A 26261-nucleotide genomic window follows, 5' to 3' on the forward strand; every position below is an offset into this window, starting at 1 on the left:
CTATTCGAAGCGTAGAGACCAAAACGATGGCCACCACCGCCGATACCAGCCACTTCCAGGCCCACGACGATCACGCGCATCACGATGCCGATCACAAGCCGGGATTTTTCGCCCGCTGGTTCATGTCGACCAACCACAAGGACATCGGCACGCTGTACCTGATCTTCGCGATCATCGCGGGCATCGTCGGCGGCGCGATTTCCGGCGTGATGCGCATGGAACTCGCCCAGCCGGGCATCCAGGTGCTCGGCGGCTGGGTCAGCATGATGGGCGGGGCGGAAAGCTTCGAGGCGAACCTCCACGCGTGGAACGTCCTGATCACCGCGCACGGCCTGATCATGGTCTTCTTCATGGTCATGCCGGCGATGATCGGCGGCTTCGGCAACTGGTTCGTACCGCTGATGATCGGCGCGCCCGACATGGCCTTCCCGCGCATGAACAACATCTCGTTCTGGCTGACCGTGGCGGGCTTCGCCTCGCTGTGCATCAGCCTGTTCGTGCCCGGCGATGCGACCGGCAACGGCGCGGGCACCGGCTGGACGGTCTATGCGCCGCTCTCGACCAGCGGCTCGCCGGGCCCGGCGACCGACTTCGCGATCTTTGCGCTGCACCTTGCCGGTGCCGCCTCGATCATGGGCGCGATCAACTTCATCACCACGATCTTCAACATGCGCGCGCCGGGAATGACCCTGCACAAGATGCCGCTGTTCGTGTGGTCGATCCTGGTCACCGCGTTCCTGCTGCTGCTGGCGCTGCCGGTGCTCGCCGCGGCGATCACCATGCTGATCACCGACCGCAACTTCGGCACGACGTTCTTCGCGGCCGACGGCGGCGGCGACCCGGTGCTCTACCAGCACCTCTTCTGGTTCTTCGGTCACCCCGAGGTGTACATCATGATCCTGCCGGGCTTCGGCATGATCAGCCAGATCGTCGCGACGTTCAGCCGCAAGCCGGTGTTCGGCTACCTCGGCATGGCCTATGCGATGGTCGCCATCGGCGTCGTCGGCTTCATCGTCTGGGCGCACCACATGTACACCGTGGGCCTCGACGTGAACACGAAGATGTACTTCACCGCGGCTACGATGGTCATCGCGGTGCCGACCGGCGTGAAGATCTTCAGCTGGATCGCCACGATGTGGGGCGGATCGATCGAGTACAAGTCGCCCATGGTCTGGGCCCTTGGCATGATCTTCCTGTTCACCGTGGGCGGCGTGACCGGCGTCTACCTCGCCAACGGCGGCATCGATGACGTGGTGCACGATACCTACTTCGTGGTCGCGCACTTCCACTACGTGTTGTCGATGGGCGCGGTGTTCAGCCTTTTCGCGGGCTTCTACTACTGGTTCCCGAAGATGAGCGGCCGGATGCACTCCGAGCTTCTGGCCCACCTGCACTTCTGGGGCTTCTTCATCGGCGTGAACGTGATCTTCTTCCCGCAGCACTTCCTTGGGCTGCAGGGGATGCCGCGCCGTTACCCGGACTATGCCGAAGCCTATGCGTACTGGAACGACATCAGCTCGCTCGGCTACACGATCATGGCCGGCTCGATGATCTTCTTCTTCGTGAACGTGTTCTACGCGCTGTTCGCGGGCAAGAAGGCCGAAGCCAACTACTGGGGCGAGGGCGCGACGACGCTCGAGTGGAGCCTGTCGAGCCCGCCGCCGTTCCACCAGTTCGAAACGCTGCCGGTGATCGAGGACGACCACGATTACCACAACCACATGCCGAAGGGCACGGCGACCGCCTGAGCGGTAGCTGCTTGACGAAAAGCGCGCGGCCGGTCCCTAAAGGGCCGGCCGTTTGCTTTGGAGGATCGCGATGCCCGAGATGCGCCTGATCGACACCGGCGAAGTGAAATTGCGCTGCGCGATCGAAGGTACGGGGCCGTTGGTGATCATGGTCCACGGCTTTCCGGAAAGCTGGTACTCGTGGCGGCACCAGATCGGGCCCGTCGCCAAAGCCGGTTTTACCGCCTGCGCGATCGACGTGCGCGGCTACGGCGGGTCGGACAAGCCTCCTGAAATCGCCGATTACTCGCTTCAGAAGATCGCCGGCGATCTCGTCGGCCTTGCCGATGTCCTCCAGCCCGATGCGCCCGCGATCCTCGTCGGGCACGACTGGGGCGCGCCAATCGTCTGGAACACGACGCTGACCCACCCCGAACGCTTTCACGCGGTCGCGGGCCTCTCCGTGCCCTTCGCCGGGGTGCCGAGCCGTCCGTTTACCGAGGTGTTCCACGAGCACTTCACGTCGAAGGGCAAGTACTTCTACCAGGAATACTTCCAGGCACCCGGCGTCGCAGAAGCCGAAGCGGAGGCCGATCCGCAGAACTTCGTCCACCGCATGATGTATTCGATCTGCGGCGACGTGCCGCCTGGCACCTACTGGGACAAGCCCTACGGCGCGAAGTTCCTAGAAGGCCTGCCCGACCCCCAGCCGGTGCCATGGCTGACCGACAAGGACATCGCTTTCTACGGCAACGAGTTCCGCCAGAGCGGCTTTCGCGGGCCTCTCAACCGCTACCGCAACCACGAGCGCGACTTCGAGTGGCTGCAGGGCTGGAAGGGCAAGCGCATCGAATGCCCGGCGCTGTTCATCGGCGGCAGTCGCGACCCCGCGACCTTCCTGTTCGGCGCGGTGACCGATCCGGTAGCGATGATGCGCATGTTCGCGCCCAAGGTGGAGGGGCATGTGCTGCCGGGCGTCGGCCACTGGACCCAGCAGGAGCGGCCGGGAAAGGTGAACGCACTGCTGCTCGATTGGCTGGGTCGGGTCTAAACAGTGAACTGACGCACTCGTACTCGAGATTTTTCGTCCCCAAACTTGGCGAACCGACCAACGTGGTATGCGGGCAAGAAGATTAGACCTAGCGAGATCACAACTCGCTCAGCCTGAGCTTGTCGAAGGCCACGCGCGAACGGCAGCCTCGCGCGATGGCATTCCACGCTTACCTCCAGCGCTGCAGTGACGGCAGCTATTACGCTGGCCACACCGACGACATCGACCGGCGGATGGCGGAGTACATGACCGGGGCGCTGGGCGGATACACGGCCAAGCGGCTGCCGGTGCAGCTTGTCTGGTCGGACAATTTCATGCCGCGCGACGAGGCGTTTGCTATCGAGCGCACGCTCAAGGGGTGGAGCAAAGCCAAGAAGGAATCGCCGATCGCAGCGGGTGGGCCCGGATTTCTGTGCTGGCTCGGGGACGCGAGCGCTGAGGGCCTTGGATCGGGCGTGGGCGCGGGGCCTTCGACAAGCTCAGGCCGAGCGGGGTGGAGAGTGTTGGGCGAGGGCTTAATAAGGCGGCTTTTCATTTTCCTACAGGCACCGCGATGTGCCAACGTGGCACTGTGTCCTGCTCCCCTTCCTCTCGCTGCGCTCGCGCTTGCGAAAAACGAGCCGAGGTCAGTCCGCCAACCGGCCGGTTTTTGGTGTAACTTTCGTGTGGCCTTTCGCCCGAGACACCGTGACAGGTGTGACAAGCCCTCGACGCGCTTCCCCTTTTCGCCTCTCGTCCCTATAGGCGCGCCAGCCCCCCGATGAGCGACTCACCCGCCCTCTACCTGCCGACCGACTGGCGCGACTTCCTGTCGCTGACCAAGCCGCGCGTCATGAGCCTGGTGATCTTCACCGGACTGTGCGGGTTGCTCGCCGCCCCCGGATACATCCACCCGCTGATCGCCTTTACCGCGGTGCTGTGCATCGCGATGGGCGCAGGGGGCGCGGCGGCGCTCAACCAGTGGTGGGAAGCCGACATCGACGCCGGGATGAAGCGCACTTCCGGGCGTCCTATTCCCGGCGGGCGGCTGCGCAAGGACGACGCGCGTGACTTCGGCATCTTGCTGTCGGGCGCTTCGGTCATGGTCATGGGCGTGGCCGTCAACTGGCTTGCCGCGATCATCCTTGCGATCTCGATCGTCTATTACGCGGTCGTCTATACGATCTGGCTCAAGCCGCGCACGCCGCAGAATATCGTGATCGGCGGCGGCGCGGGGGCCTTCCCGCCGATGATCGGTTGGGTCGCGGTGACCGGCGACGTCACGCTGATGCCCGTCCTGCTGTTCGCGATCATCTTCTTCTGGACGCCGCCGCACTTCTGGGCGCTCGCGCTGTTCGTGCAGACCGACTATGCCAAGGTCGGCATCCCGATGATGCCGGTGGTGAAGGGGGAGGCGAGCACGCGCCGCCAGATCCTCGCCTACGCGATCCTGCTGCTGCCGATCGCCGCCGCGCCGTGGTTCATCGGCGGGACCGGGGCAGTCTATGGCGGGGCCGCGGTGCTGCTGAGCCTCGTATTCCTCGCGCTCGCCGCGCCGGTTGCGCTGCGCCGGGCTGAGGCGGGTGACAGCATGAAGCCCGAAAAGCGCCTGTTTGCTTTCAGCGTGCTCTACCTCTTCGCGCTGTTTGCCGCCCTGGTAGCGGACCGGGCCGTTTACGGACAGGGAATTTTCGCATGACGCCGGAAGAAGAAGCCGAGTTCAAGCGTCGCCGAAAGGGCCGCAACACCGCGCTCGCGCTGGTGCTGCTGTTCTTCGTGGCGCTCTTCTACGCGATCACCTTCGTCCAGTTCGGATAAGTCGATGGCCACCGCACCAAGCCTGCAGAGAAACAACGCCAAGGTTGCGCTCTATGCCGCTCTGCTCGCGGCGGCGATGCTCGGGCTCGGCTATGCCTCGGTGCCGCTCTACCGGATATTCTGCCAGGTGACGGGATTCGGCGGCACGACCCAGCGCGCCAGCCTGAGTGACGCGATCGCCGCCGAATTCGCGGGCAAGCAAGTGGCCGGGGCGACCGTATCGGTCCGCTTCGACGCGAACGTCGATTCCGATCTGCCGTGGACCTTCCGGCCCGAGCAGGTGACCCAGACGGTCAAGCTGGGCGAGCGGCAGATGGCGTTCTACTACGCCCGGAACAACTCGGACGAGCCCGTGACCGGCACCGCCAGCTTCAACGTGTCGCCGGTCCAGACGGGACAGTACTTCAACAAGGTCCAGTGCTTCTGCTTCGTCGAGCAGACCCTCCAGCCGGGCCAGGAAGTGCAGATGCCGGTGCTGTTCTTCGTCGACCCGATGATGAAGGACGATCCGAACGCGGCCGGGGTCGAACAGATAACCTTGAGCTACACTTTCCACCGCTCCGAACCGGAGAGCTAGAAGCCCTCTGGACCCCGCGCGTCCGGGGCACTAAGGGCAGGGCGAAATTCGCTCGACGCGTTTCAGTTTTCAGGGACGAGAATCCTCATGGCCGGCGCCAAGAACCACCAGTATCACATCCTTCCGCCCGACATCTGGCCGCTCCTCGGCTCGCTTTCGGCGCTCACCTTCACCAGCGGTTTGGTGCTGTTCATGCATCGCGAGAGCATGAGCGGCTGGCCGATCGTCATGGGCCTCGGCATCGCCGGTCTCATCGCGACCTTTTTCAGCTGGTTCTCGAAGATCGTGAAGGAAGCGCAGGCGGGCGACCATACCCCGGTCGTGCAGCTGCACCTGCGCTATGGCATGATCCTGTTCATCGCGTCGGAAGTCATGTTCTTCGTGGGGTGGTTCTGGGCGTTCTTCAGCTTCGCCCTTTTCCCGAACGAACTGGTCGAAGTGATCGGCGGACAGTTCCCGCCCAAGGGGCTCGAAGTCCTCGACGCGTTCGACCTGCCGCTGCTCAACACGCTGATCCTGCTCTGCTCGGGCACGACGGTGACCTGGGCGCACCACTCGCTCATCAACGGGGACCGCGAAGGCCTGAAGAAAGGCCTGTGGCTGACGATCCTGCTCGGCGCGCTGTTCACCTGCATCCAGGCTTACGAGTACTCGGTGGCACCGTTCCCGTTCGGGACCAACACCTATGGCTCGGCCTTCTACATGGCGACGGGTTTCCACGGCTTCCACGTGCTCGTCGGCACGATCTTCCTGATCGTCTGCCTCATCCGCACCTACAAGGGCCACTTCACGCCGCAGCAGCACTTCGGATTCGAAGCGGCGGCGTGGTACTGGCACTTCGTCGACGTCGTGTGGCTGTTCCTCTTCGTCGCCGTTTACGTCTGGGGCGGGTGGGGCGCGCCGATCCACTGATGGACCCTGACAGGCCCGACACATCGAAGGGGCAGCCCGGGATCGCCCTGGCTGCCCTTTTCGGTCTCTGCCCGCAGTGCGGCGCGAAGACGCTTTATGCCGGGGTCGCCCGCTTTGCGCCGAAGTGCCGGGTCTGCGGACTCGATTTCGCCAAGTTCGATGTCGGCGACGGGCCGGCGGCGTTCCTCATCCTGATCATCGGCGCGTTGATTGCGGTCCTGGCGATCTGGGTCCAGCTCGCTTTCGAGCCGGCCTACTGGGTCCACGTCGTGCTGTGGGTGCCGCTCGCGACGCTCATGACGATCGGTGGCTTGCGGGTCGCCAAGGCGGCACTGCTCGCCAGCGAATATCGCAACAAGGCAGGCGAGGGTCGGCTGAAATGAAGCGCCGGGTGCCGTTCTTCGCGACGCTCGTCGTGCTGCTCGCGGTCGCGATTATGGTCGCGCTCGGCTTCTGGCAACTCGGGCGCTTGGTCGAGAAGGAAGAGGAACTTCTGAGGTACGAGCGCGCGAGCGCGATGTCGTCGGAAGTCGCCTGGCCCACGCGCAAGGTCGAGCAGGAGGCGGCGCTGTATCGGCGCGCCCGGATCGATTGCGCATCGGTAAAGGGCGTCGATGTCGTTGCGGGAAATTCGACCACGGGCGAGACGGGCTGGGCGCACATCGCGCAATGCGTTCTGGCGGATGGGGCAGCCGCTGCCGTAGCCCTGGGCTGGTCGCGCAACCCGCAAGCCGCGACCTGGGCTGGCGGAGCGGTGGGCGGTTTCGTCGGTCCGTATCGGGACGGCGTCAAGCTCGTCGCGTCGCCGCCCCTAGCGGGTCTGGAGCAACTCGCGGCACCCGACCCGCGCGACGTGCCGAACAACCACCTCTCCTACGCCGTCCAGTGGTTCCTGTTCGCGCTGACCGCGCTCGTGATCTACGCGCTCGCGCTGCGAAAGCGGTGGCGCGCTACGCCCGCGTAAAGCCGCGCTTGCTTGCCGCGTCCGCCACGCGCCGCTAACCGCCCGATACGATGGAATACGTCTCTACCCGCGGCCAGGCCCCAGTCCTCGACTTCGAGGGCGTGACGCTGGCCGGGTTGGCCAGCGACGGTGGTCTTTATGTCCCGCGCGCCTGGCCCTCGTTCACCGCGGACGAGATCGCCGCGATGCGCGGCCTGCCTTATGCGGAACTCGCTGCCCGGGTGATGGCCCCGTTCGTCGGCGAGAGCCTTTCACCCGACCGGTTGCTGGAGTTGACCCGCGAGGCCTACGGTCGCTTCGCGCACCAGGCCGTCACTCCGCTCTTCCAGCTCGACCAGCAGAACTGGTTGCTTGAGCTGTTCCACGGGCCGACGCTGGCGTTCAAGGACGTGGCGCTCCAGCTCCTCGGGTTGCTTTTCGAAGAGTTTCTCGGGCGTCGGAAAGACACCGGGGCGGACGGCGCCCTGACGATCGTCGGGGCGACGAGCGGCGACACCGGCAGCGCGGCGATCGACGCGATCGCCGGGCGCGAGGGGGTCGAGATATTCATGCTCCACCCGCTGGGCCGCGTCAGTGACGTCCAGCGTCGCCAGATGACGACGGTGCTTGCGCCGAACGTGCACAACATCGCCATCGACGGCAGCTTCGACGACGCGCAGGCGACGGTAAAGCGCATGTTCGGCGACCCCGAAATGACCGGACGTTTCCGCCTGAGTGCGGTCAATTCGATCAACTGGGCCCGGTTGATGGCGCAGGTGGTCTACTACTTCGCCGCCGCGCTCCAGCTCGGCGGGCCCGATCGCAAGGTCGCCTTCAGCGTTCCGACGGGCAACTTCGGCGATGTGTTTGCCGGCTACGTCGCGGCGCGAATGGGATTGCCCATCGAGCGACTGATCGTGGCGACCAATGTCAACGATATTCTCCACCGCGCCTTGTCGGCAGGTGATTACTCGGCCGGGACCGTCACGCCCACCGCGGCGCCGAGCATGGATATCCAGGTCTCCTCGAACTTCGAGCGGTTGCTGTTTGATCTCGGCGGACGCGACGGCATGGCCATGGCCGAACAGATGCGCGGTTTCGAAACCTCGAAGTCGATGCGGCTGACCAACGCGCAGCAGCAAGGCGCGGCGTCGCTGTTCACGAGCGCCCGCGTCGAACCATCCGAAATGACCGCCACCATGCGCTGGGCGCACGAGGAGTGCGGCGAGACGATCGATCCCCATACCGCGATCGGACTGCACGCTGCCATGGCGTCGGACCTGTCGGCGGACGTACCGGTGGTGACGCTGGCCACGGCGCACCCTGCCAAATTCCGCGATTCGGTCGAGCGGGCGACCGGTCAGCGTCCGCCGCTTCCCGCGCGTGTCGGGGACCTCTTCACTCGCGAGGAGCGCTACGCAGAGCTTCCTGGGACCTACGAAGCGGTGCGCGACTACATCGCCGAACACGCTACCCCTTCGGCCTGATGGCGGAGCTCGTCGAAGCGCCGGTGATCCTCGCCGGGGATGGGTGGGCCGACTATGGCCTGGTAGACAGCGGTCACGGCCGGAAGCTCGAGCGGTACGGGCCGCATCGCTTCATCCGGCCCGAGCCGCAAGCGATGTGGTCTCCCCGCCATGCTGAGTGGCAGGCCGACGGCGAGTTCGTTCCCGGCAGCGACGAGGACGGGGGCGGGCGCTGGCAGTTCGATCGCCCTGTCCCGCGGGACGGCTGGCCGCTGGCATGGAACGATGTGCGGTTCACAGCGCAATGCACGCCCTTCCGGCATCTCGGCTTCTTTCCCGACATGGCGCCGGTGTGGGACTGGATGCGCGCGCAGCTTGGCGGCAAGGCCGACGCGCAGACGCTCAACCTGTTCGGCTATACCGGGGTTGGGACTTTGGCGCTTAGCGATTGTGGTCCGGTCGCCCACGTCGATGCGAGCAAGAAATCGGTCGCGCAGGCGCGCGAGAATGCGCAGGCTTCGGGGATGGCCGAGCGACCGATCCGCTGGCTTGTCGACGATGCCGCCAAGTTCGCCGCGCGCGAAGTGCGGCGCGGCAGACGGTACGATGGGATCATCCTCGATCCGCCCAAGTTTGGTCGGGGTCCCGACGGCGAGGTCTGGCGCCTGGAAGAAGGGCTGCCGGGGCTTGTCGGCGATTGCCGCCGACTCCTCGACGGCGACAGCCGCTTTCTTTTCCTCACCGTCTACGCCGTTCGCATGAGCAGCCTCGCGCTCGCAGGACTCCTCGCCGAGCTCTTCGCCGATCTCCCCGGGATGATCGAGCACGGCGACCTCGCGGTCCGCGAGGAAGGCGAGGGCGGCAGGCTGCTTCCGACGGCCATCTTCGCACGCTGGTCGAATCCGGGCTAAGTGCGGGGCGCATGGACGATTCGCTGATCCTTGAAGTCGCCGACCTCGAAGTCGATGTCCTGACCGGCATCTACTCCGAGGAGACCGGCAAGCCGCAGCCGCTGCGCATATCGATCGCAGCGAAACTCAAGGCGGCGCCTCGCTACGAGCCCGACACGCACCTGTCGGCCAGCAAGAACTACATGGACCTCAAGTTCGCCGCGGGCGAAGCGCTGCCGCCGGGCGTGCATTTCAAGCTCATCGAGGCGGTGGCCGAGCACATTTGCGACACGCTGTTCGTGCAGGACGATCGGGTCGAAGCAGTCACCGTCAAGATCGTGAAACTCGCCATTGCCGAGGCGAACGAGAAGATCGGCATCACCCTGACCCGGCACAGGCGCTGACCGGTGATCGTTCGAATTGAAGGCTTGCCCAGTTCACCGGTCGAGGCCGCGGCGCGTTTTCATTCCCGCGATCTGCCTGAGGTGCTCTCCGCGATCGAGACTGGCGATGTCGTCATCGTCTTCGAACCTGCCGGGCATGACCATCGCGCCTGGCGACTCGCCGCTGTCCAGGGCTTGGCGCGGGAACATGCCCCGCGGCGTGTGAACGCGATTGCGTCGGACAAAGAAGCCGCGATCGCTGCAGCCACCGATTATCTTGGCCGCGCGCCGGGCGTAACCGGTCAGTATTTCGTGCTCGACGCGGGCGGCGCCGGAAATCCCATTACCGTTTGACGCAGATCAAATCGCTCTGTGCGCGATCGGCTTAAGCCCGCTTCGTACCCAACGAAGGAGCTTTCCAGATGTCCAGGCACCTGACCCGCGAGATCGTCGCCGAGGCCGCCACCGTTCGCACCGAACTGCTTCACCCGGTCACGGTCGACCGCACCTTCGAACTACCGCGCGGGCTCTATCTCTCGACCGTGGGGCTCTATCTCGGCTTCCTTGCCGTGATGGCCTTCGGGATGGGGAGCCCGGAATTGATCATCCCGATGGTCATCTTCGCGTTCTTCATTGTCGCCGGTTTCGCAATCCCGGCGATCTGGACCCGGATGCGGCCGAACAATCCGGCGGGGCCGCTCGACTGGAATCGCTTCCGGAGCAAGGGCGTGATGACCGCGACCGGACGCCTGAGCGCGGGAGAAGCGACGGCCCAAATGCTCGTCCTGCCCGTCCTGATCTTTGCCTGGGGCATCGTCTGCGTCACCATCGCGGCGCTCGTCTAGCCGGCGTTTCCTGCTTCGAGAGGGGGAGCGCGCGGGATCGGTTCGTCCGGTTCCGCGCGTTTCCCCTTGCGCGTCAGATACGTCCGCGCAGGCGGGCGAGCACTGTGTCTTCCTGCACCACGAGAGCTTCGACGGTCGCGCGCGCCGAGCCGATCGCTTCGCGCGGACCGGCTTCCACGGTTGCGTCGACCCACAGCGAATCGAGTTCGGCGAGAGCGACGGCGACGCGGCTGCGAATCGAATCGAGATCGGCGAGCGCGACCTGCGCTGCGGCCCAGCTGTCCGACGCGGTGCCTCCGGAGTTGCCTGCCAGGCGCTCGGCGGCGGGGGTCGATGCCTGGAACTCTCGGTGGCCGGCTTCCGCTTGGGCGACCAGATCGGCAAGCCTTGCTGCCAGGTCGGCCGATGGCTGGACCGGGGCCGGGACTTCAGAGACGGCATCGTCGGGCTGAAAGGTGCCCTCGACCCTCTCCGCCGGCCTCTGGGCGAGCGAGGGGTAATTGCCAGGGGTGGCGCAGGCGGCCAGCAAGGCGGCGGGGATCAGGGCGATTGCGGGCTTGGCGACGGTCACGCGCCGGTCCTTACCACGGGTTGTGGGCGAGGGAAGGACTTACGCGTCACGGGTGGCCCGCTTGAGCCACTGGGGCGTTGACTTCGCGGGAGGCTTCCCCTAACGGCACCCATCTTTCCGGGACCCCATGTCGGGGGCTTCCGGTTTCGTCGCCTTCCGAAGGCGGCCACACACGTAAAGCGGAAGTGAAAATCCCATGTTCGCAGTAGTGCGCACGGGCGGCAAGCAGTACCGGGTTGCCGCCGGAGACAAGATCGCGGTCGAGAAGCTGGCGGGTGACGCCGGTGACACGATCACCCTGGGCGACGTCCTGCTCGCCGGCGAAGGTGAAAAGCTCGCCGACGCGGCGAAGACCGTCGTCTCGGCAGAAATCATCGCCCAGGCCAAGAGCGAGAAGGTCGTCGTCTTCAAGAAGCGCCGCCGGCACAACTATCGCCGCAAGGCGGGTCACCGCCAGCAGATGACCCTGCTGCGCATCGTTTCGGTCGGCGATTCGAAGGCCGAGAAGAAGGCTGCGCCGAAGGCTGACGCCGCTCCGAAGGACGAGGCTCCCAAGGCCCCCAAGGCGGATGCAGCTCCGAAGAAGGAAGCCGCGCCCAAGAAGGCTGCTGCTCCGAAGAAGGAAGCTGCCCCCAAGGCCGCTGCCGAAAAGAAGGCCCCGGCCAAGAAGCCGGCTGCCAAGAAGACCGACAAGTAAGAGAGTAGGACGAAACAATGGCACATAAGAAAGCAGGCGGTTCGTCCCGCAACGGCCGCGACTCCGCGGGCCGTCGCCTCGGCGTCAAGAAGTTCGGCAGCCAGGAAGTGATTCCGGGCAACATTATCGTGCGCCAGCGCGGGACGAAGTTCTATCCCGGCAACGGCGTCGGCATGGGCAAGGACCACACGCTGTTCGCGCTCGTCGAAGGTCGCGTGCGATTCCATGCCGGCAAACTCGGCCGCAAGTACGTATCGGTCGACATGCCGGCAGTCGCCGCGGAATAATCGGACGACCCGATAAAGGGGCCGTCCACGGGATGGCCCCCCGCCGGAGGTAGAAATCCGGCACGAAGAGGGAGATGGGGTCAGCCCGTCTCCCTCTTGTCGTATCTCCCTCACCCATCGTCGCTCCCGCCGGAGCGGCGCAACGAGAGTGTCACGTGCTCCGGCTAGCGCCCGGACGCGGATGAGGAGGAGAAGGCTGGTGTTCCACGTTACCGAAAGGCTGCTGCTGCGGCCCGCGTGGCCCGAGGATTGGGAAGCTGTGCTCGAGGGCGTGGCCGACGAAGGCGTGGCGATGAATCTCGCTCGCGCGCCGTGGCCCTATGGCCCTGCGGAAGCGAGGGAATTCGTCGCCCTGCCGCAGGATCCGTGCAAGCCGCACTTCCTCGTTGTCGAATCGGCGAGCGGACAAGTGATCGGATCCGCCGGTCTCGGCGATCGTAACGGCGAGATCGAAGTCGGCTATTGGCTGGCTCGCCCCTACTGGGGCCGCGGCTATGCGACCGAGGCAGCGGCCGGCGTGCTCCGCGTGGCACGGATGCTCGGTCATCGTCGTGCCCTCGCTGGCCATTTCGCCGACAACCCCGCGTCGGGGCGGGTCTTGCGCAAGCTCGGCTTCATCCCGACTGGTCGCAACGCAATGCGTTACAGCCGGGCGCGAGGGCGGGCCGTCCGGTCGGTCGAATATACGCTCGATCTTGCCGAACCGTCGGCACCTGTCATGCGCGCCGCTTGAACCGTCTCGTCAAAGAAAGAAGCGCCGCTCCGGAAAAGACCGGTGCGGCGCTTCGTACATCTTGAGTTGTTGGATCAGGCCGGGAGCAGGGCGTCGCTGAAGTCGCCTTCGTACTTGCTGATCAGGTGGCGATCGTCCTCGTTCCACGGGTGAAAACCGGGAAGGAAGAAGGCGAGCCACGGAAGCGCGATGCGGCGGAGAAAACCGGGCCGGAAGAGGAGGTAGGCCCAGATCCGGGCAGTCACCTTCCAACCGGTAAGGCCGTCCTGCGCGAGGAGGTCCTTCATGTCCTTCACGCGGTTGCCGATGAACCGCTTGGTCACGAGCACCATCATCAGGCTCTTGAGCTTCCAGCGGCGCCAGCGGCTCCAGTCGCGGGTCGCGTGCAGCCAAGTGTCGTAAGCGACACCCTTGTGCTCGATCTCCTCGACCGAGTGCCAGCGCCAGATGTCGCCGAGATCGCCCTCGGCGCCCTTCAGGTGCGCAGGGTTGGCGAGAAGTTCCTGGCCGAACATCGCGGTGAAGTGCTCGAGCGCCATCGTCGCGGCGAGGTTGAGGTAAGCCGGACGATCCTTGAGCAACGCGAGCAGTTCTTCGACGCGCTTGTCGATGAAGGCGATGTCGTAACCGCTGCTCTCCGCCAGCTTGTTGAGCACGATGTGCTCGCGGGTGTGGTTGATTTCCTGCTTGATGAAGGCGCGAATTTCGCCGGCAAGCTTGGGGTCGGCACCGTCGCGGAAAGCGCGGACGGATTCTATGAAAAAGGCTTCTCCGCGCGGAAAGGTCGCCGAAAGGGCGTTGAACCAGGCGGTCGCAATCGGATCGCCGTTCAGCCACCAGCGCTTGGCGGTCTGGCCGCGCAGGAACCGACGGTCGCGCACAACGATGTCCAGATCGTCGGGCGTCGCGGTTCCGAGTGCCGGAGCAGATGCTTCGATATCGAACTTGGCAGGAGCATTCATCGAATCGGATCCTTTAACTGACACTGATGTAAGTAGCTGCTGCTGACATCAGTGTCAATAAGGTTTGGGTTGGCGAATGGTTCCTTGTCGTTGCGTGCCGCACGGACTAGTCGCATTCCCGTCATGGCCACTCGCAAGCGCCTCAGCCCCGAAGAATCGCGCACCAGCGCGCTCGAAGCCGCGCGCCATCTCCTGATCGAAACGGGCCCTCAGTCGGTGACGCTGAAGGCGGTTTCCTCTCGGATCGGCCGCACCCATGCCAACCTCCTGCACCATTTCGGTTCGGCATCAGGGCTGCAGAAGGCCTTGGCGCAGCACCTGGCCGAAACGGTCTGCGACACGATCAAGGATGCTGTGCAAGCAAGCAGGGCAGGCTTGGGTTCGCCGCGCGAAGTCGTGGATCTCACTTTCGATGCCTTCGACAAGGAAGGGGCCGGAGCGCTCGCCAGTTGGATGCTGCTGACGGGCAACGAGGATGCGCTCGACCCGATCGTCGAGGCGATTCACGAGCTGGTGGATGAGATCGCGCCGCAGGAGGCCCAGTCGCATTCGGGCGTCCTCGCTCTTCACGAAACGACGCTGACTTTGGTGCTTATGGCACTTGGCAATGCGCTGATGGGCCCGGCACTGGCGCGTTCGCTCGGGCTGCCCGAAGCGACTGCGCGCGAACGTGCCGAGCGACTTCTCGTTGTAGCGCTTGCCCGCGACCCCGAGCCGCAACCCTAAATTGTCAGAACAGGCCCGGCGTATCCCGCTGTGCGGCCGACGGTGCCGCAGGATAGATCAGCTCCCTCGACGGCTGCACGGATAGCGTGCCCTGTCCCGATACCCCGGCGATCGGCGTGCAGGCGCGCCCTGCAAGAAAATCGAGCGCGGTCTTGATCGCGACCTCGTTCGGATCGCCGAGCTGCTTGCTGATGTCGTCGGTCGCACGGCACGTGCGCGGGAACACGCTCGCCAGACCGGTGTAGTAGTCGCCCTGCCGGTTCGAATTCTCGGTCCGGAAGGCAACCACACGCATCCGGTCGTCGCATTCCGCCTTGTCGATCGCGATCTGACCCACCGGCTTGCCGAAGGTATTGCTGCCGATCAGCGCGGTATTCGTGCCGAGGTACGGGATGAAGGAGTTCGCGACGAGTTCGCTCGCCGATGCTGTGCCGCCATAGCCGATGAACGCAATCTTCGTCGCGGCAATGGCCTGGGGCTGCGCCATGACGAGGTCGGTCGAGTTGTTGCTCGCCTTGCTGTCGCGGAATGTGGTGTAGCTGAAGACCTGGCCGACACGGTCGGCAGCCATCAACTCTCCGAAAAGCTCGGCGATCCGGACCAAACCACCGCCATTATAGCGCACGTCGACGATGACCTCGGTCACGCCCTGCGACTTGAACGTTGCGAACGCGCTGCGCAGGTCGGCATCGGCGGTATCGATGAAGGTGCGCAGGTTGATGTAGCCGACCCGCTTTCCGCCATCGTTCAGGATCTGCGCGCCGTAGCGGTTCGAGACCGGATCGAGCGCGAAATTGGTTTTCGTTACCGTCACGGTCGTGCGCGTGCTGCCGTTGACGATCTCAAGAACGCGAGTGACGCCGGCGTCCGACGGACCCAGCGCATTCGAAACCGCCGACGACCCGCCGCTCGCCATGAGCGAAGCGACCGATTGCAGGTTCGACGCGCTTGTCCCGATCGCAACGATCTCCGTGCCGCGGTCGATGCCGGCAGCAAGCGCCGGCGCGCCTTCGAACGATTCCACCACGAACACGCGGTTCTGGGACGTGTCGTACGCCAGGCGAATGCCGAACCCCGCGCTCGACCCGGAATTGATGAACGCGTTCTCTTCGGCGATCGAGGTGATGTAAGTGAAGAAACGGTCGCGCGACTGCACGCGCGCCGGCGCGACGAGTGCGTCGATGTACGACTGGACGGTCGAGTGGCTGGCCTTGCTGACGGTGTTATCGACGAGGCTCGGAAAGAGATACCATTCGTCGATCACCGCTTTGGCGAAATCCTGGCGCGATGACAGCGTGCACGCGCTGGTGGACGGAGTGGGGGTCGGCGCATTGCCGAAGGTTCCGCCACCACCGCCCGATCCGCCGCCGCCACATGCTGTCAGCGACAGGGCAATTACAAGCGAGAGCGAAGTGCGACCCATGCTCATCGTCTAACCCCTCCAAGAAATGTCGTGGAAATCCCCTCGCGAACCCGCGCAGGGGCCAAAAGCGCGAAATGCAAAATGCCGCCTGAATAGCGGCTGAGCAAACAAATCTTGTCGAAAGGCACTGTTTCGAGGGCGATTCAGGCTGAAATGCCCTTCGCGCCTGTCGAAAACTCTTCTCCGGGGGCCTTGCGCCCTCGCCGTAAGGCGGAGGAGCGCCTAGGATTGCCGCCATAGCCAAGCAGGAAAGGACCATTGATCATGGCTGGCAAGAACAACGCGCTGCAGAAGCCGGTAAACCTGACCGGGGACCTCGAAGCGGTCGTCGGCAAGGGCCCGATGACGCGCGCCCAGGTTACCTCGAAGGTGTGGGACTACATCAAGAAGCACGGCCTTCAGGATTCGAAGGACAAGCGCATGATCAATCCCGACGCCACTCTCGGCAAGGTCACGGGCTCTGAGCAGATTTCGATGTTCAAGATGACCGGTGCTGTTTCGAAGCACATGAGCTGATCCGCCAGGATCACGCGTGATTGCGGGGATACGCTCCGCGAAGCACTACTTCGCGGAGGCCCCGTGGCGGGCGAAGGGCCAATCGGTCGCTTCGCCCGCCCACATCGCGAGCCAGATCAGTACCGGCTGAAAAGCGAGCCGGGGAAGATGATAGGCGAGCCCCAGGCCGCCATCCGGCCGCGCCAAATCGATCAGGAAGTGGTTGAAGTTCGCCGGCCAGACGCACAGCGCATAGAGCGCCAGTCCCATGCCGGCATAACGGCGGAGGCGCTTCGACCGCCACTGGACGAGCCCGGCGGCTCCCAGCAGTTCGGCCACCCCCGTCAGCGCGACGACCGTTGCCGGTGCAGGTACCCAGTCGGGCGTGATCTTCAAAAACGGATCGGGGGCGGCCAAGTGGAAATAGCCCGCGGCCGCATAGAAGGCAGCCAGGATCCAGCGGAGCGCCGAGCGGATCACCTTCAGTCTTTCGTCACTCTCGGGTCACCGCCACGCCCTTCCAGAATGCCAGCCTGTCACGAATTTCGGCTGCGGCCGGTTTCGGGTCGGGATAAAACCATACGGCGTCCGGATTGCGCACACCGTCAACTTCGAGCGAATAGTAGTGCGCGGTGCCTTTCCATGGGCACACACTGGTCGTGGTGCTAGGGACCAAAAAGCGTTCGTCGACCGCTTCGCGAGCGAAGTAGTGATTGCCCTCGATCTCGACGGTGTTTTCGCCCTCGGCAATCACGCGCCCGTTCCATACGGCTTGCATCGGCATCTTGCTGCCCTCCCTGACCAACAATGCGATGCAGAAGCCTAGCGGGCTTGTTTGCAGGCGGATAGACGTCATACCACAGCTTCATCCCACCGGGTTTCACCGGTCGCTCAAAACCCGGAGTTTCGAATGCGCCTTACTTTCGCGTCCTTCACAGCCTTGTGCCTCGTGACTGCAACATCGGCAGCATTTGCCCAGACACCGGAACAGGTTGCCGAAGCGGCGCTTCGTTCGACCCCCGTTTGGGACGGACACAACGACGTGCCCGAGCAGCTGCGCGAGCGGTACGACAACATGATTGCCGATTTCGACTTCGCCGATACGACGGACACGGCCGACCCTGAGAAGAACAAGGGCGCGATGCACACGGACCTTGCCCGGATCGCCAAGGGGCGGCTGGGAGCGCAGTTCTGGTCGGTCTACGTCAGTGCGGGGCTGACAGAGCAGCAGGCCGTCCAGGCTACGCTCGAGCAGATCGACGTGATGAAGCGGTTGATCGCTCGCTATCCCGATCGCCTTGAGCTCGCCACCACCGCCGACGGCGCGGCCAAGGCCATGAAGGCGGGAAGGGTGGCTTCGCTGCTGGGTATGGAAGGCGGCCATTCCATCGGATCGAGCCTGGCGGTCCTGCGTCAGATGCACGCCCTTGGCGTCCGGTACATGACGATCACGCATTCGAAGAACACGCCGTGGGCCGACAGCGCGACAGATACGCCGAAGCACGACGGGCTGACGCCCTTCGGCAAGGACGTGATCCGCGAGATGAACCGGCTCGGGATGCTGATCGACCTCAGCCACGTCAGCGAGAAGACGATGATCGACACCCTCGACCTGACGAGCGTGCCGGTCATCTTCAGCCACTCGGGCGCTCGTGCTGTCAACGGCCACGCGCGCAACGTGCCCGACAGCGTTCTTGCGCGCCTCAAGGCGAACGGGGGCATCGTGATGACTGTCGGCTTTCCCGACTTCCTCAGTGAGCGGCGGCGGCAATGGAGTGCAAACCAGGCTGCCGAAAAGGCGCGGCTCGAAGCGCTATGGCGCGGCAATCCGGTCGCGGTGGAAAGCGGAATGGCGGCCTGGAATGCCGCCAACCCGGAGGTGAAAGCGACCGTGTCGGACTGGGCCGATCACATCGATCATGTGCGCAAGGTGGCCGGGATCGATCACATCGGCATCGGCGGTGACTATGATGGCATGCCGAGCGGTCCGGTCGGCGCCGAAGACGCAGCCGGCAATCCGGCCCTATTCACGGAACTTGCGCGTCGCGGTTACACCCGCACGGAGCTCGAGAAGATTTCAGGCGGCAACATCGCCCGCGTCATGCGGGCGGCCGAAGCCTACGCCGCCGCGCACCGCGATGATCGTCCGATTGAGAATCCCAGCTTGTTCTGAAGGTTAAGCGATGCTCTTGCGGCAGGCTCTCTAGCCCGCTTCCAGTTCGGAACCGAGCTTGAGAGCCTTGCTGCCATCGTCCTGTTCAACGAGGTACGCCGGGTTCTCCTCGCTCCCGTTGCGCACGATCTTCGAGCCTTTGAGTGTGCGTTGCACGCGCCTTTCGAATCGCTCCGCGACACGGCCCTCGGCGTGCCCGCCGCCCCACTGCCAGCGCACCGTCGCGCCAGTCCGGAAACTGTTGGCGGACTTTGCCAAGATCAGTTCGCGTCGGGCTTCGGATCGCCGGCGGGAGCGTCGCCGGGTTCTTCCCCGGTGTCCGCAGCTTCTTCCGGCCCATCCATCGCGGGCGCGATTGGTTCCCCGCGGTCCTCGTCGGCAGCTTCCTCGACAGCGATCGTGTTGCTGACGCTGGTTTCGCTATCCGCGCCGTCGTCCTGCACTGCCGCGCCGGTCACCCAGATGATAGTCAGAAAGCCGACCGCGAGGATCAGGCCGATGATCAGGACCCACCTGACCACGCCTTCCTTCGATCCGCCGCTGACCTCGGTCTCGCTCGCGTGTACTTCGTCGCCCCGCTTTTCCATCTGAGTGGCTCCCTTGTTGATTGTCAGCTTCTACGGTCTCGGTTTGCTCCGGTTCCTAATCACGCAGCAATTCGTTTATACCCGTTTTCGCGCGCGTCTGCGCATCGACCGTCTTCACTATCACGGCGCAATAGAGGTTGGGACCCGGGCTGCCGTCAGGCAGAGGCTTTCCGGGCAGCGAACCAGGGACCACCACCGAATAGGGCGGCACGCGGCCGACGTGAACTTCGCCAGTCTTGCGGTCGACGATCTTTGTCGAGGCGCCGATGAAAACGCCCATCGACAGCACAGCGCCTTCGCAGACGCGAACGCCCTCGACCACCTCGGACCGGGCGCCGATGAAGCAACCATCCTCGATGACGACGGGCCCTGCCTGCAGGGGTTCCAGCACCCCGCCGATGCCGACGCCGCCCGAAAGGTGCACGTGCTTGCCGATCTGGGCACAACTGCCCACGGTCACCCAGGTATCGACCATCGTCCCTTCGCCGACGTAGGCGCCGATGTTGACGAAGCTGGGCATGACCACCACGCCCTTGTCGATGAAGCTCCCGCGTCGAACCACGGCACCCGGTACGACCCGGAAGCCGGCTTCACGGAAGCGGTTCTCACCCCAACCGGAAAACTTGAGCGGTACCTTGTCGTAAGCAGGCGCGCTTGCGCTGCCGCCTTCGATCACGGCGTTGTCGGCGAGGCGGAAGCTCAGCAACACGGCCTTCTTGAGCCACTCGTTTACACGCCATCCGCCGGCGCCGTCGGACTCGGCTACGCGTGCCGTACCGTTGTCGAGCATCTCGAGGGCCGCATCCACAACCTGGCGAACTTCGCTGCTGCCCGGATTTACCTCGCTCCGGCTTTCCCATGCCGCCTCGACGGCGGATTGGAGTTCGGCTGACATTCCTGCTGCTCCCGTTTGGCTACGGCCCCCTGGGCGCTAGCGGGGCGCGGGAACGGGGGCAAGGGAACATGTGGGCTTTGGCCGTCGTTGGCGGATCGTCCGAAAAATCGGCGTTCAGCGATTCTTCAACCATGGTGCGCAAGATGGCCGTAACTTTCGGGATTGCTGCAATATGACCGGTCGACGCCTGCACAGATTGCCGTGGGAAGTTGGCTCCGCTCTGGCGGTCCTTCTGGCCATGTCGGCGTGTGGTGGCGGTGGGGGCGCCGGCGGGGGCGGGGTAATCAGTACCCCGGGACCGACGCCGAGCCCGAGCCCGAGCCCGAGTCCAACTCCTGCCCCGACTCCGACGCCGACCCCCACTCCAACCCCGACAGCCACGACTGCCGCGTCCTTCGATACGGCGGAATTCCGCCGCTCTGATGGCCCCGGCTTTCACAACGCGACGGCTGCATGGGCGCAGGGCGCGACCGGCGCTGGTGTAAAGGTTGCAGTGATCGATACCGGCATCGACACGGACAGTCCCGAGTTCGCGGGACGTATCGATCCGGCAAGTTCCGACGTCGCCGGCAATGGGACGGTCGAGGCGGTGGACGACCATGGTACCAACGTAGCCATGATTGCGGCAGCCGCGCGCAACAACACCGGGATCATGGGAATTGCGTACAACGCGACCATCGTCGCGCTGCGAGCCGATCGCCCTGGAAGTTGCTCGAATACCTCGCCGTCGAACACCGACGGGTGCGTTTTTTCGGATCGCGACATTGCGACGGGAATCGATCGTGCGGTTGCTGCGGGCGCTTCGGTGATCAATCTCAGCCTGGGTGGCGAGAGCCCCAACGGCACGCTCGTCGCGGCGGTCCAACGCGCGGCGGCTGCCGGAACGGTCATCGTCGTCTCTGCCGGAAATGAAGGCGATGGCAGCGACCCTGCGGTCGATCCCAACCAGCCAAATCCGTTCGCATCTGGTGTCCGCAACGCAGGTGGCGGAAACGTCATCATAGTCGGCTCGGTCAACGATGTCGGGACGTTTTCCCGGTTCAGCAACAAGGCCGGCAGCCAGGCGAGTTTCTTTTTGTCGGCCCTCGGCGAGCGGGTCTGCTGCGTCTACGAAAACGGCACATTGAAGGTCGAGTCGACCACCAGCGGCACTTTCGTCACGGTGATTTCCGGCACCAGTTTCTCCGCGCCACAAGTTGCGGGAGCCGCGGCACTGCTTAAGCAGGCCTTTCCTAACCTGACGGGTACGCAGATCGTCGATATCCTACTGACGAGCGCACGCGATGCCGGCGCAGCGGGCACCGACACGACATACGGGCGGGGTATCCTCGACATTGCTGCGGCCTTCGCGCCCCGCGGAGCGACGACGCTGGCCGGCAGTACGGCACAAGTTCCGCTCGGCGACGATACCGCGATTGGGTCCGCCCCGATGGGCGACGCTTTCGCCGGCATCACGACCCGGGCAATTGTCCTCGATTCCTATGGACGCGCATACGGGACGGACCTGGGGCTTGGCATGCAGCAGGCAACGCAGGTGCCGCGACTATTGGGCGCGCTCGAAGAGCGATCGCGTCGGGTCGGTGCGCGAACGGATGCGTTGAGCATGGCGTTCTCGATTGCCGAAAGCACGGATGGTGGCAGCGCGTGGCCGGCCCAGCTTCGCCTTAGCCGCCAGGATGCGGATGCCGCCAAAGTGCTGGCCGGGCGCGCGGCGCTCGCACTCGCGCCGGGCAAGCAAATCGCATTCGGCTTTCGCGAACGGAGCGATGGCCTGGTGGCCGAACTCCAGGGGCATGAGCGCCCGGCGTTCATGATTGCAGGCGAGGCGCGAGGCGACTTGGGCTTTTCCGCGGGCGCGGACGTAGCGGTTGCCTATCGCCAAAGGCTGGGTCCGTGGGGACTGACTGCCACCGCCGAGACCGGAGAGGCCTGGCTCGGCTCGCTGCGGATGGTCGATGGAACCCTCGGGAGGAGCAGGGAAAGCCGCGATACAGCCGCCTTCTCTCTTGCTGCAGACCGGCATTTCGGTGCGGTCGAGACGGCGCTCGGACTGACGTGGTTGAGCGAGGACCGCACCATCCTTGGGGCCTATTTCAGCGACGCGTTCGGCGCAGGCGGGGCTGGCACCATGTTCGTGGATGCGAGCGTCGGCTGGAAGTTCGCAGATGGCTGGCGCCTCGGCGGAAGCGCGCGCCAAGGGTGGACCCGCGCCGAAAAGGTCGGCGCCATCGCAAGCGGTTCGCACTTCACCAGTCGTGCATGGTCGGCAGACATAGCCAAACGGGGCGTTCTTGGGCGCTCCGACAGCCTGAGTTTCCGCCTGTCGCAGCCGCTGCGGGTTGAAAGCGGAGGCCTGGCCCTCAGCCTACCGGTCGATTACGACTACGGCAGTCTCTCGCCCACGTATGCCGTGCGGGCCATCTCGCTCTCGCCCAGCGGACGTGAACTCGACGGCGAGATCGCCTGGGCAGGGCGCCTGTTCGGCGGAAGCGCCGCGGCGAGCCTCTATTATCGCAAGGATCCCGGACACGTGGCGAGCTTGCCCGACGACAAGGGCATTGCGCTGAAATGGGCGAAGTCGTTCTAGGAGCTTAGCCTGCGCCGGCTTTCTCGGCGAAGCTCCAGGCCTTCTGCGCGAGCGGGTCAACCCGCGCACTCATCGCTTTGGCGTGCGCGGAACTTGCGGTTCCGTCGATCACCCGTTTCTTGATGCCCTGAAGGATGCCTGCGAGCCGGAAGTGGTTGTAGGCGAAATACCAGTTCATGTCCGGCACATCGGTGCGCCCTGTCGCCGCGCAATAGCGCTCAACCACTTCGTCGAGCTCGGGAATGCCGAGGTCCGCGCGGTCGAGGTCCATCACCCCCGACCGGCCGCCGTTCTCGGTGACCCAGGCCATGCAGAGGTAAGTGAAGTCGGACAGCGGATCGCCGAGCGTCGAGAGCTCCCAATCGAGCACGGCGAGCACTTCGGGCTGGTCGTGCGCGAAGATCATGTTGTCGATCCGGTAATCGCCGTGGACCACGCTGGTGCGGGTCTGCTCGGGCAGCGTTGCCGGAAGGTACTCGATGAGCTTCTCCATCGCCGGCATGTGCTCGGTCTCGGAGAGGCGGTACTGCTTGGTCCAGCGATCGACCTGGCGGCCGAAGTAGTTGCCGGGCTTGCCGTAGTCCTCGAGCCCGGCTTCGGCGAGATCGACGTTGTGGAGCGCGGCCAGCGTATCGGTCATCGCGAAATAGACCGCGCGGCGCTCGTCGGCTGAAGCGCCCGGCATCGCGCCGTCCCAGATCGTGCGACCGTCGACCATGTCCATGACGTAGAACCACGAGCCGACCACATCGTCGTCGGTGCACAGCCCGTATTGCCGCGCGACCGGGAAGCCGACCTTGTGGAGGCCCGACTGGACCTTGAACTCGCGGTCGACCGCGTGCGCGCTGGGCAGCAGTTTGCCGAACGGTTTGCGGCGCAGGACATAGTTCCCGCTGGGGCTGGACAGCTTGTAGGTCGGGTTGGACTGCCCGCCCTTGAACTTGCCTTGGGACAGCGGTCCGCGGAAGCCCGGGACATTGGCTTCCATCCACGCGGTAAGGCGTGCCTCGTCCAGCCGGTCGGCCTCCGATGGCTCGATCGTACCCGTGAACGCCGCCTGCGCGTCCTGAACTGCGGGCGCCTCGCTCATTGGTCGAACACGATCACGCTGCGCGCGCTGTCGCCTCCCTTCATCCTCTCGAACCCGTCATTCACTGCGCTCAGCGGGATGCGTTCGGCGATGATTGTGTCGAGATCCAGCAGTCCGCGCATGTAGAAATCCACCAGTCGCGGCAGATCGACGGGGAAGCGGTTCATCCCCATGATCGCGCCCTGCAATTTCTTGCCTTGCAGCAGATCGAGTGCGCCGAGGCCGACCTTGCAGTCGAGCGGCATCATCCCGAGGATCGTCGCGGTGCCGCCGCGCCGCAGGACCTTGCAGGCGAGATCGGCCGACGCCTGGCGTCCCACTGCCTCGATGGCGTGGTGGACGCCTCCCTTCGTCATCTCGATGACCTGCTGCGCCGCGTCGTCTGCCAGCGCATCGACTGCATGGGTCGCCCCGAGGACCTTGGCGAGCTCGCGCTTCGAAGCCACGGGATCGCAAGCGATGATCATGCCCGCGCCGGCGATCTTGGCCGCATTGATCGCAGCCAGGCCGACGCCGCCGCAGCCGATCACGGCGACCGTCTCGCCCGGCACCAGTTTGCAGGCGTTGAAGATCGTTCCCGCGCCGGTGGTCACTGCGCAGCCGATGACCGCCGCCCGGTCGAGCGGCATCTCAGGATCGATGCGCACGCAGGCATGCTCGTGAATCAGCATCTGTTCGGCGAAGGCCGAAAGATTGAGCATCTGCGCGATCGGGCTGCCATCGGGCCGCGAAAGCCGCGTCGGCGCGCCTTGTGCACGTCGCGTGTCGGCACCGAGGCACAACGCCATGCGTCCCGTCACGCAGAACTCGCAGTGTCCGCAGAACGCGCTGAGACACGATACGACGTGGTCGCCGGGTTTGACCGTCCGGACTTCGCTGCCAACCGCTTCGACCACGCCCGCCGCCTCGTGGCCGGGAACGGCGGGGAGGGCGTGCGGATAGGTCCCCTCGATGAAGTGGAGGTCGGAGTGGCAAAGTCCGCAAGCCGCAGTGCGGATCAGCACCTCGTGCGGACCCGGCTTGGAAATCGAGAGCTCTTCGATCTCCAGCGGGGCCTTCGGCTGAATGAGTACCGCAGCCTTCATCGGGTCACCGCCAGGTCGCCGGAGCTGAATTCGGGCTCGCCCGGGGGCTGCACGTTCGGGGCGTGTCGGGCGAACTCCATGCGCGCGATGGCCCGCGCGTGGACCTCGTCCGGACCGTCAGCGAGTCGCAGCGTGCGCTGGTGTGCGTAGGCATTGGCAAGACCGAAGTCGTCGCTCACGCCGCCTGCACCGTGCGCCTGGATGGCATCGTCGATGATCCGCAGCGCCATGTTGGGTGCCTGCACCTTGATCATGGCGATCTCCTGCGCGGCCGACTTGTTGCCGACCTTGTCCATCATGTCGGCCGCCTTGAGGCAAAGCAGGCGGGTCATCTCGATGTCGATGCGGGCACGGGCGACGCGCTCTTCCCAGACCGAGTGCTGGTAGATCGGCTTGCCGAATGCCTCGCGGATCTGCAGCCGCCTGCACATCTTGGCGAGCGCCTCTTCCGCGACGCCGATCGTGCGCATGCAGTGGTGGATGCGGCCGGGCCCGAGCCGTCCCTGCGCGATCTCGAACCCACGCCCTTCGCCGAGCAGGATGTTCGAGGCCGGCACGCGCACGTCCTTGAGCACGATCTCCATGTGTCCGTGCGGACTGTCGTCGTAGCCGAAGACCGGCAGGAAGCGCTTGATGTGCACGCCTTCGGCATCGAGCGGGACGATGATCTGCGACTGCTGCTGGTGGCGCTTGGCTTCGAAATCGGTCTTGCCCATCAGGATCGCGACCTTGCAGCGCGGGTCACCGGCGCCGCTCGACCACCATTTGGTCCCGTTGATGACGTAGTGGTCGCCGTCGCGAACGATGCGGCATTCGATATTCGTGGCGTCGGACGAAGCGACCGCCGGTTCGGTCATCAGGAAGGCCGAACGGATTTCGCCTTCCATCAGCGGCTTCAGCCACTCGTCCTTCTGCTCGCGGGTGCCATAACGGTGGAACACTTCCATGTTCCCGGTATCGGGTGCCGAGCAGTTGAATACCTCGCTGGACCAGCCCACCCGGCCCATTTCCTCGGCGCAAAGCGCATACTCGAGGTTGGTGAGCCCGGGCCCGTCGAAGTCGAACGTGTCGTCGACGTGAGGGCGGCCCGACTGCGGCGGCATGAAGAGGTTCCAGATGCCCTGCGCCTTGGCGCGCGCCTTCTCCTCCTCGAGCACTGGATTTACGCCCCAGCGATCCTTCTCGTGAGCGGCCTTGTACTCGTCGCTTCGCGGTCGGATGTGGGTGTCGATGAAGTGGCGGACACGGTCGCGCCAATGCTTCTGGCGGTCGGTGGGTTCGAAATCCATGACGGTTACGTCCTTCCTTGCAATCGATCGTCTGGTGGCAGAGCGGGGCGCGATAGCCAAGCCCCGCCGG

General features: G+C 64.9%; 32 protein-coding genes. 21 read left to right on the forward strand and 11 right to left on the reverse strand.

Annotated elements, in window-relative coordinates; translation table 11 throughout:
• Nucleotides 1–26 precede the first annotated feature (26 nt).
• The 14 genes from ctaD (at nucleotide 27) to A6F68_RS08080 (ending at nucleotide 10591) form a co-directional block, all read left to right on the forward strand.
• Nucleotides 27–1748: a cytochrome c oxidase subunit I gene (ctaD, locus tag A6F68_RS08020; RefSeq protein WP_067678333.1), complete on the forward strand. Its 1722-nt coding sequence runs from the start codon at nucleotides 27–29 to the stop codon at nucleotides 1746–1748.
• A 70-nt stretch (nucleotides 1749–1818) separates the two neighbouring features.
• Complete coding sequence (locus A6F68_RS08025; protein WP_067678336.1) at nucleotides 1819–2778, forward strand: alpha/beta fold hydrolase; 960 nt, start codon at nucleotides 1819–1821, stop codon at nucleotides 2776–2778.
• A 155-nt stretch (nucleotides 2779–2933) separates the two neighbouring features.
• Nucleotides 2934–3542: a GIY-YIG nuclease family protein gene (locus A6F68_RS15460; protein ID WP_074428295.1), complete on the forward strand. Its 609-nt coding sequence runs from the start codon at nucleotides 2934–2936 to the stop codon at nucleotides 3540–3542.
• Nucleotides 3539–4456: a heme o synthase gene (locus A6F68_RS08035; protein WP_067678339.1), complete on the forward strand. Its 918-nt coding sequence runs from the start codon at nucleotides 3539–3541 to the stop codon at nucleotides 4454–4456. The genes A6F68_RS15460 and A6F68_RS08035 overlap by 4 nt, the downstream gene beginning before the upstream one ends.
• Entirely contained in the window at nucleotides 4453–4575 is a 123-nt protein-coding gene (locus tag A6F68_RS15375; protein WP_257784440.1) for a hypothetical protein, read from the forward strand. The genes A6F68_RS08035 and A6F68_RS15375 overlap by 4 nt, the downstream gene beginning before the upstream one ends.
• 4 nt (nucleotides 4576–4579) lie before the next feature.
• The gene (locus A6F68_RS08040) at nucleotides 4580–5152 is read left to right on the forward strand and encodes a cytochrome c oxidase assembly protein (protein ID WP_067678342.1); all 573 of its coding nucleotides are present in this window, start codon (nucleotides 4580–4582) and stop codon (nucleotides 5150–5152) included.
• 87 nt (nucleotides 5153–5239) lie between these two features.
• A complete protein-coding gene (locus A6F68_RS08045) occupies nucleotides 5240–6064 on the forward strand; it encodes a cytochrome c oxidase subunit 3 (protein ID WP_067678344.1) in 825 nt (274 codons plus the stop codon).
• Complete coding sequence (locus A6F68_RS08050) at nucleotides 6064–6447, forward strand: DUF983 domain-containing protein (protein WP_067678346.1); 384 nt, start codon at nucleotides 6064–6066, stop codon at nucleotides 6445–6447. The genes A6F68_RS08045 and A6F68_RS08050 overlap by 1 nt, the downstream gene beginning before the upstream one ends.
• Complete coding sequence (locus A6F68_RS08055) at nucleotides 6444–7028, forward strand: SURF1 family cytochrome oxidase biogenesis protein (protein WP_067678349.1); 585 nt, start codon at nucleotides 6444–6446, stop codon at nucleotides 7026–7028. Before A6F68_RS08050 ends, A6F68_RS08055 begins: the two co-directional genes overlap by 4 nt.
• Nucleotides 7029–7078: 50 nt before the next feature.
• Nucleotides 7079–8494, forward strand: coding sequence for a threonine synthase (gene thrC / locus A6F68_RS08060; RefSeq protein WP_067678353.1), 1416 nt, complete (start codon nucleotides 7079–7081; stop codon nucleotides 8492–8494).
• Nucleotides 8494–9384: a class I SAM-dependent methyltransferase gene (locus tag A6F68_RS08065; protein ID WP_067678357.1), complete on the forward strand. Its 891-nt coding sequence runs from the start codon at nucleotides 8494–8496 to the stop codon at nucleotides 9382–9384. The genes thrC and A6F68_RS08065 overlap by 1 nt, the downstream gene beginning before the upstream one ends.
• Before the next feature lie 11 nt (nucleotides 9385–9395).
• The gene (locus A6F68_RS08070) at nucleotides 9396–9767 is read left to right on the forward strand and encodes a dihydroneopterin aldolase (RefSeq protein ID WP_067678359.1); all 372 of its coding nucleotides are present in this window, start codon (nucleotides 9396–9398) and stop codon (nucleotides 9765–9767) included.
• A 3-nt stretch (nucleotides 9768–9770) separates the two neighbouring features.
• Complete coding sequence (locus A6F68_RS08075) at nucleotides 9771–10100, forward strand: Rossmann fold domain-containing protein (RefSeq protein ID WP_067678363.1); 330 nt, start codon at nucleotides 9771–9773, stop codon at nucleotides 10098–10100.
• A 68-nt stretch (nucleotides 10101–10168) separates the two neighbouring features.
• The gene (locus tag A6F68_RS08080) at nucleotides 10169–10591 is read left to right on the forward strand and encodes a hypothetical protein (RefSeq protein ID WP_067678368.1); all 423 of its coding nucleotides are present in this window, start codon (nucleotides 10169–10171) and stop codon (nucleotides 10589–10591) included.
• A gap of 73 nt (nucleotides 10592–10664) precedes the next feature.
• Here A6F68_RS08080 and A6F68_RS08085 read toward each other — a convergent pair whose 3' ends face one another.
• Nucleotides 10665–11162, reverse strand: coding sequence for a hypothetical protein (locus tag A6F68_RS08085; protein WP_067678371.1), 498 nt, complete (start codon nucleotides 11160–11162; stop codon nucleotides 10665–10667).
• Nucleotides 11163–11358: 196 nt separating this feature from the next.
• On the opposite strand from A6F68_RS08085, the gene rplU reads away from it, so the two are divergent.
• The 3 genes from rplU (at nucleotide 11359) to A6F68_RS08100 (ending at nucleotide 12879) form a co-directional block, all read left to right on the forward strand.
• Nucleotides 11359–11859 carry a 50S ribosomal protein L21 gene (gene rplU / locus A6F68_RS08090; RefSeq protein WP_067678380.1) on the forward strand — a complete coding sequence of 167 codons (501 nt, stop codon included), beginning with the start codon at nucleotides 11359–11361 and terminating at the stop codon, nucleotides 11857–11859.
• A 17-nt stretch (nucleotides 11860–11876) separates the two neighbouring features.
• The gene (gene rpmA / locus A6F68_RS08095; RefSeq protein ID WP_067678383.1) at nucleotides 11877–12146 is read left to right on the forward strand and encodes a 50S ribosomal protein L27; all 270 of its coding nucleotides are present in this window, start codon (nucleotides 11877–11879) and stop codon (nucleotides 12144–12146) included.
• A 199-nt stretch (nucleotides 12147–12345) separates the two neighbouring features.
• Nucleotides 12346–12879 (forward strand): GNAT family N-acetyltransferase, encoded by a 534-nt coding sequence (locus tag A6F68_RS08100; RefSeq protein WP_067678386.1) that lies wholly within the window; start codon nucleotides 12346–12348, stop codon nucleotides 12877–12879.
• 74 nt (nucleotides 12880–12953) lie between these two features.
• Here the strand turns inward: A6F68_RS08100 and A6F68_RS08105 are convergent, their stop codons facing one another.
• Nucleotides 12954–13841, reverse strand: coding sequence for a metal-dependent hydrolase (locus tag A6F68_RS08105; RefSeq protein WP_067678389.1), 888 nt, complete (start codon nucleotides 13839–13841; stop codon nucleotides 12954–12956).
• A 123-nt stretch (nucleotides 13842–13964) separates the two neighbouring features.
• On the opposite strand from A6F68_RS08105, the gene A6F68_RS08110 reads away from it, so the two are divergent.
• The gene (locus A6F68_RS08110) at nucleotides 13965–14567 is read left to right on the forward strand and encodes a TetR/AcrR family transcriptional regulator (protein WP_067678392.1); all 603 of its coding nucleotides are present in this window, start codon (nucleotides 13965–13967) and stop codon (nucleotides 14565–14567) included.
• 4 nt (nucleotides 14568–14571) lie between these two features.
• On the opposite strand, the gene A6F68_RS08115 is transcribed toward A6F68_RS08110, so the two are convergent.
• Complete coding sequence (locus A6F68_RS08115; RefSeq protein WP_067678395.1) at nucleotides 14572–15996, reverse strand: S41 family peptidase; 1425 nt, start codon at nucleotides 15994–15996, stop codon at nucleotides 14572–14574.
• A gap of 258 nt (nucleotides 15997–16254) precedes the next feature.
• Here A6F68_RS08115 and A6F68_RS08120 point away from each other — a divergent pair, with 258 nt between their 5' ends.
• Nucleotides 16255–16506, forward strand: coding sequence for an SWIB/MDM2 domain-containing protein (locus A6F68_RS08120; protein WP_067678399.1), 252 nt, complete (start codon nucleotides 16255–16257; stop codon nucleotides 16504–16506).
• 45 nt (nucleotides 16507–16551) lie between these two features.
• Here A6F68_RS08120 and A6F68_RS08125 read toward each other — a convergent pair whose 3' ends face one another.
• On the reverse strand, nucleotides 16552–16965 hold the full coding sequence (locus tag A6F68_RS08125) for a DoxX family protein (RefSeq protein ID WP_067678402.1): 414 nt from the start codon (nucleotides 16963–16965) through the stop codon (nucleotides 16552–16554).
• A gap of 13 nt (nucleotides 16966–16978) precedes the next feature.
• Nucleotides 16979–17269 carry a DUF427 domain-containing protein gene (locus A6F68_RS08130; protein ID WP_198152574.1) on the reverse strand — a complete coding sequence of 97 codons (291 nt, stop codon included), beginning with the start codon at nucleotides 17267–17269 and terminating at the stop codon, nucleotides 16979–16981.
• A gap of 126 nt (nucleotides 17270–17395) precedes the next feature.
• Here A6F68_RS08130 and A6F68_RS08135 point away from each other — a divergent pair, with 126 nt between their 5' ends.
• Entirely contained in the window at nucleotides 17396–18658 is a 1263-nt protein-coding gene (locus tag A6F68_RS08135) for a dipeptidase (protein ID WP_067678409.1), read from the forward strand.
• Between the two features lie 30 nt (nucleotides 18659–18688).
• Here the strand turns inward: A6F68_RS08135 and A6F68_RS08140 are convergent, their stop codons facing one another.
• The 3 genes from A6F68_RS08140 to dapD are packed head-to-tail and all read right to left on the reverse strand — an operon-like array spanning nucleotide 18689 to nucleotide 20140.
• Entirely contained in the window at nucleotides 18689–18916 is a 228-nt protein-coding gene (locus A6F68_RS08140; protein WP_067678411.1) for a hypervirulence associated TUDOR domain-containing protein, read from the reverse strand.
• Between the two features lie 2 nt (nucleotides 18917–18918).
• Entirely contained in the window at nucleotides 18919–19245 is a 327-nt protein-coding gene (locus tag A6F68_RS08145; RefSeq protein ID WP_067678414.1) for a hypothetical protein, read from the reverse strand.
• 55 nt (nucleotides 19246–19300) lie between these two features.
• The gene (gene dapD, locus A6F68_RS08150; protein WP_067678417.1) at nucleotides 19301–20140 is read right to left on the reverse strand and encodes a 2,3,4,5-tetrahydropyridine-2,6-dicarboxylate N-succinyltransferase; all 840 of its coding nucleotides are present in this window, start codon (nucleotides 20138–20140) and stop codon (nucleotides 19301–19303) included.
• A gap of 238 nt (nucleotides 20141–20378) precedes the next feature.
• Here dapD and A6F68_RS08155 point away from each other — a divergent pair, with 238 nt between their 5' ends.
• Nucleotides 20379–22727, forward strand: coding sequence for a S8 family peptidase (locus A6F68_RS08155; RefSeq protein WP_257784463.1), 2349 nt, complete (start codon nucleotides 20379–20381; stop codon nucleotides 22725–22727).
• Between the two features lie 4 nt (nucleotides 22728–22731).
• On the opposite strand, the gene A6F68_RS08160 is transcribed toward A6F68_RS08155, so the two are convergent.
• The 3 genes from A6F68_RS08160 to A6F68_RS08170 are packed head-to-tail and all read right to left on the reverse strand — an operon-like array spanning nucleotide 22732 to nucleotide 26191.
• On the reverse strand, nucleotides 22732–23817 hold the full coding sequence (locus tag A6F68_RS08160) for a phosphotransferase family protein (RefSeq protein ID WP_067678421.1): 1086 nt from the start codon (nucleotides 23815–23817) through the stop codon (nucleotides 22732–22734).
• Entirely contained in the window at nucleotides 23814–24902 is a 1089-nt protein-coding gene (locus A6F68_RS08165) for a Zn-dependent alcohol dehydrogenase (protein WP_067678422.1), read from the reverse strand. Before A6F68_RS08165 ends, A6F68_RS08160 begins: the two co-directional genes overlap by 4 nt.
• On the reverse strand, nucleotides 24899–26191 hold the full coding sequence (locus A6F68_RS08170) for an acyl-CoA dehydrogenase family protein (RefSeq protein ID WP_067678423.1): 1293 nt from the start codon (nucleotides 26189–26191) through the stop codon (nucleotides 24899–24901). Before A6F68_RS08170 ends, A6F68_RS08165 begins: the two co-directional genes overlap by 4 nt.
• Nucleotides 26192–26261: the final 70 nt, after the last annotated feature.

The organism is Tsuneonella dongtanensis, from assembly GCF_001698205.1.
Classification (GTDB): domain Bacteria; phylum Pseudomonadota; class Alphaproteobacteria; order Sphingomonadales; family Sphingomonadaceae; genus Tsuneonella; species Tsuneonella dongtanensis.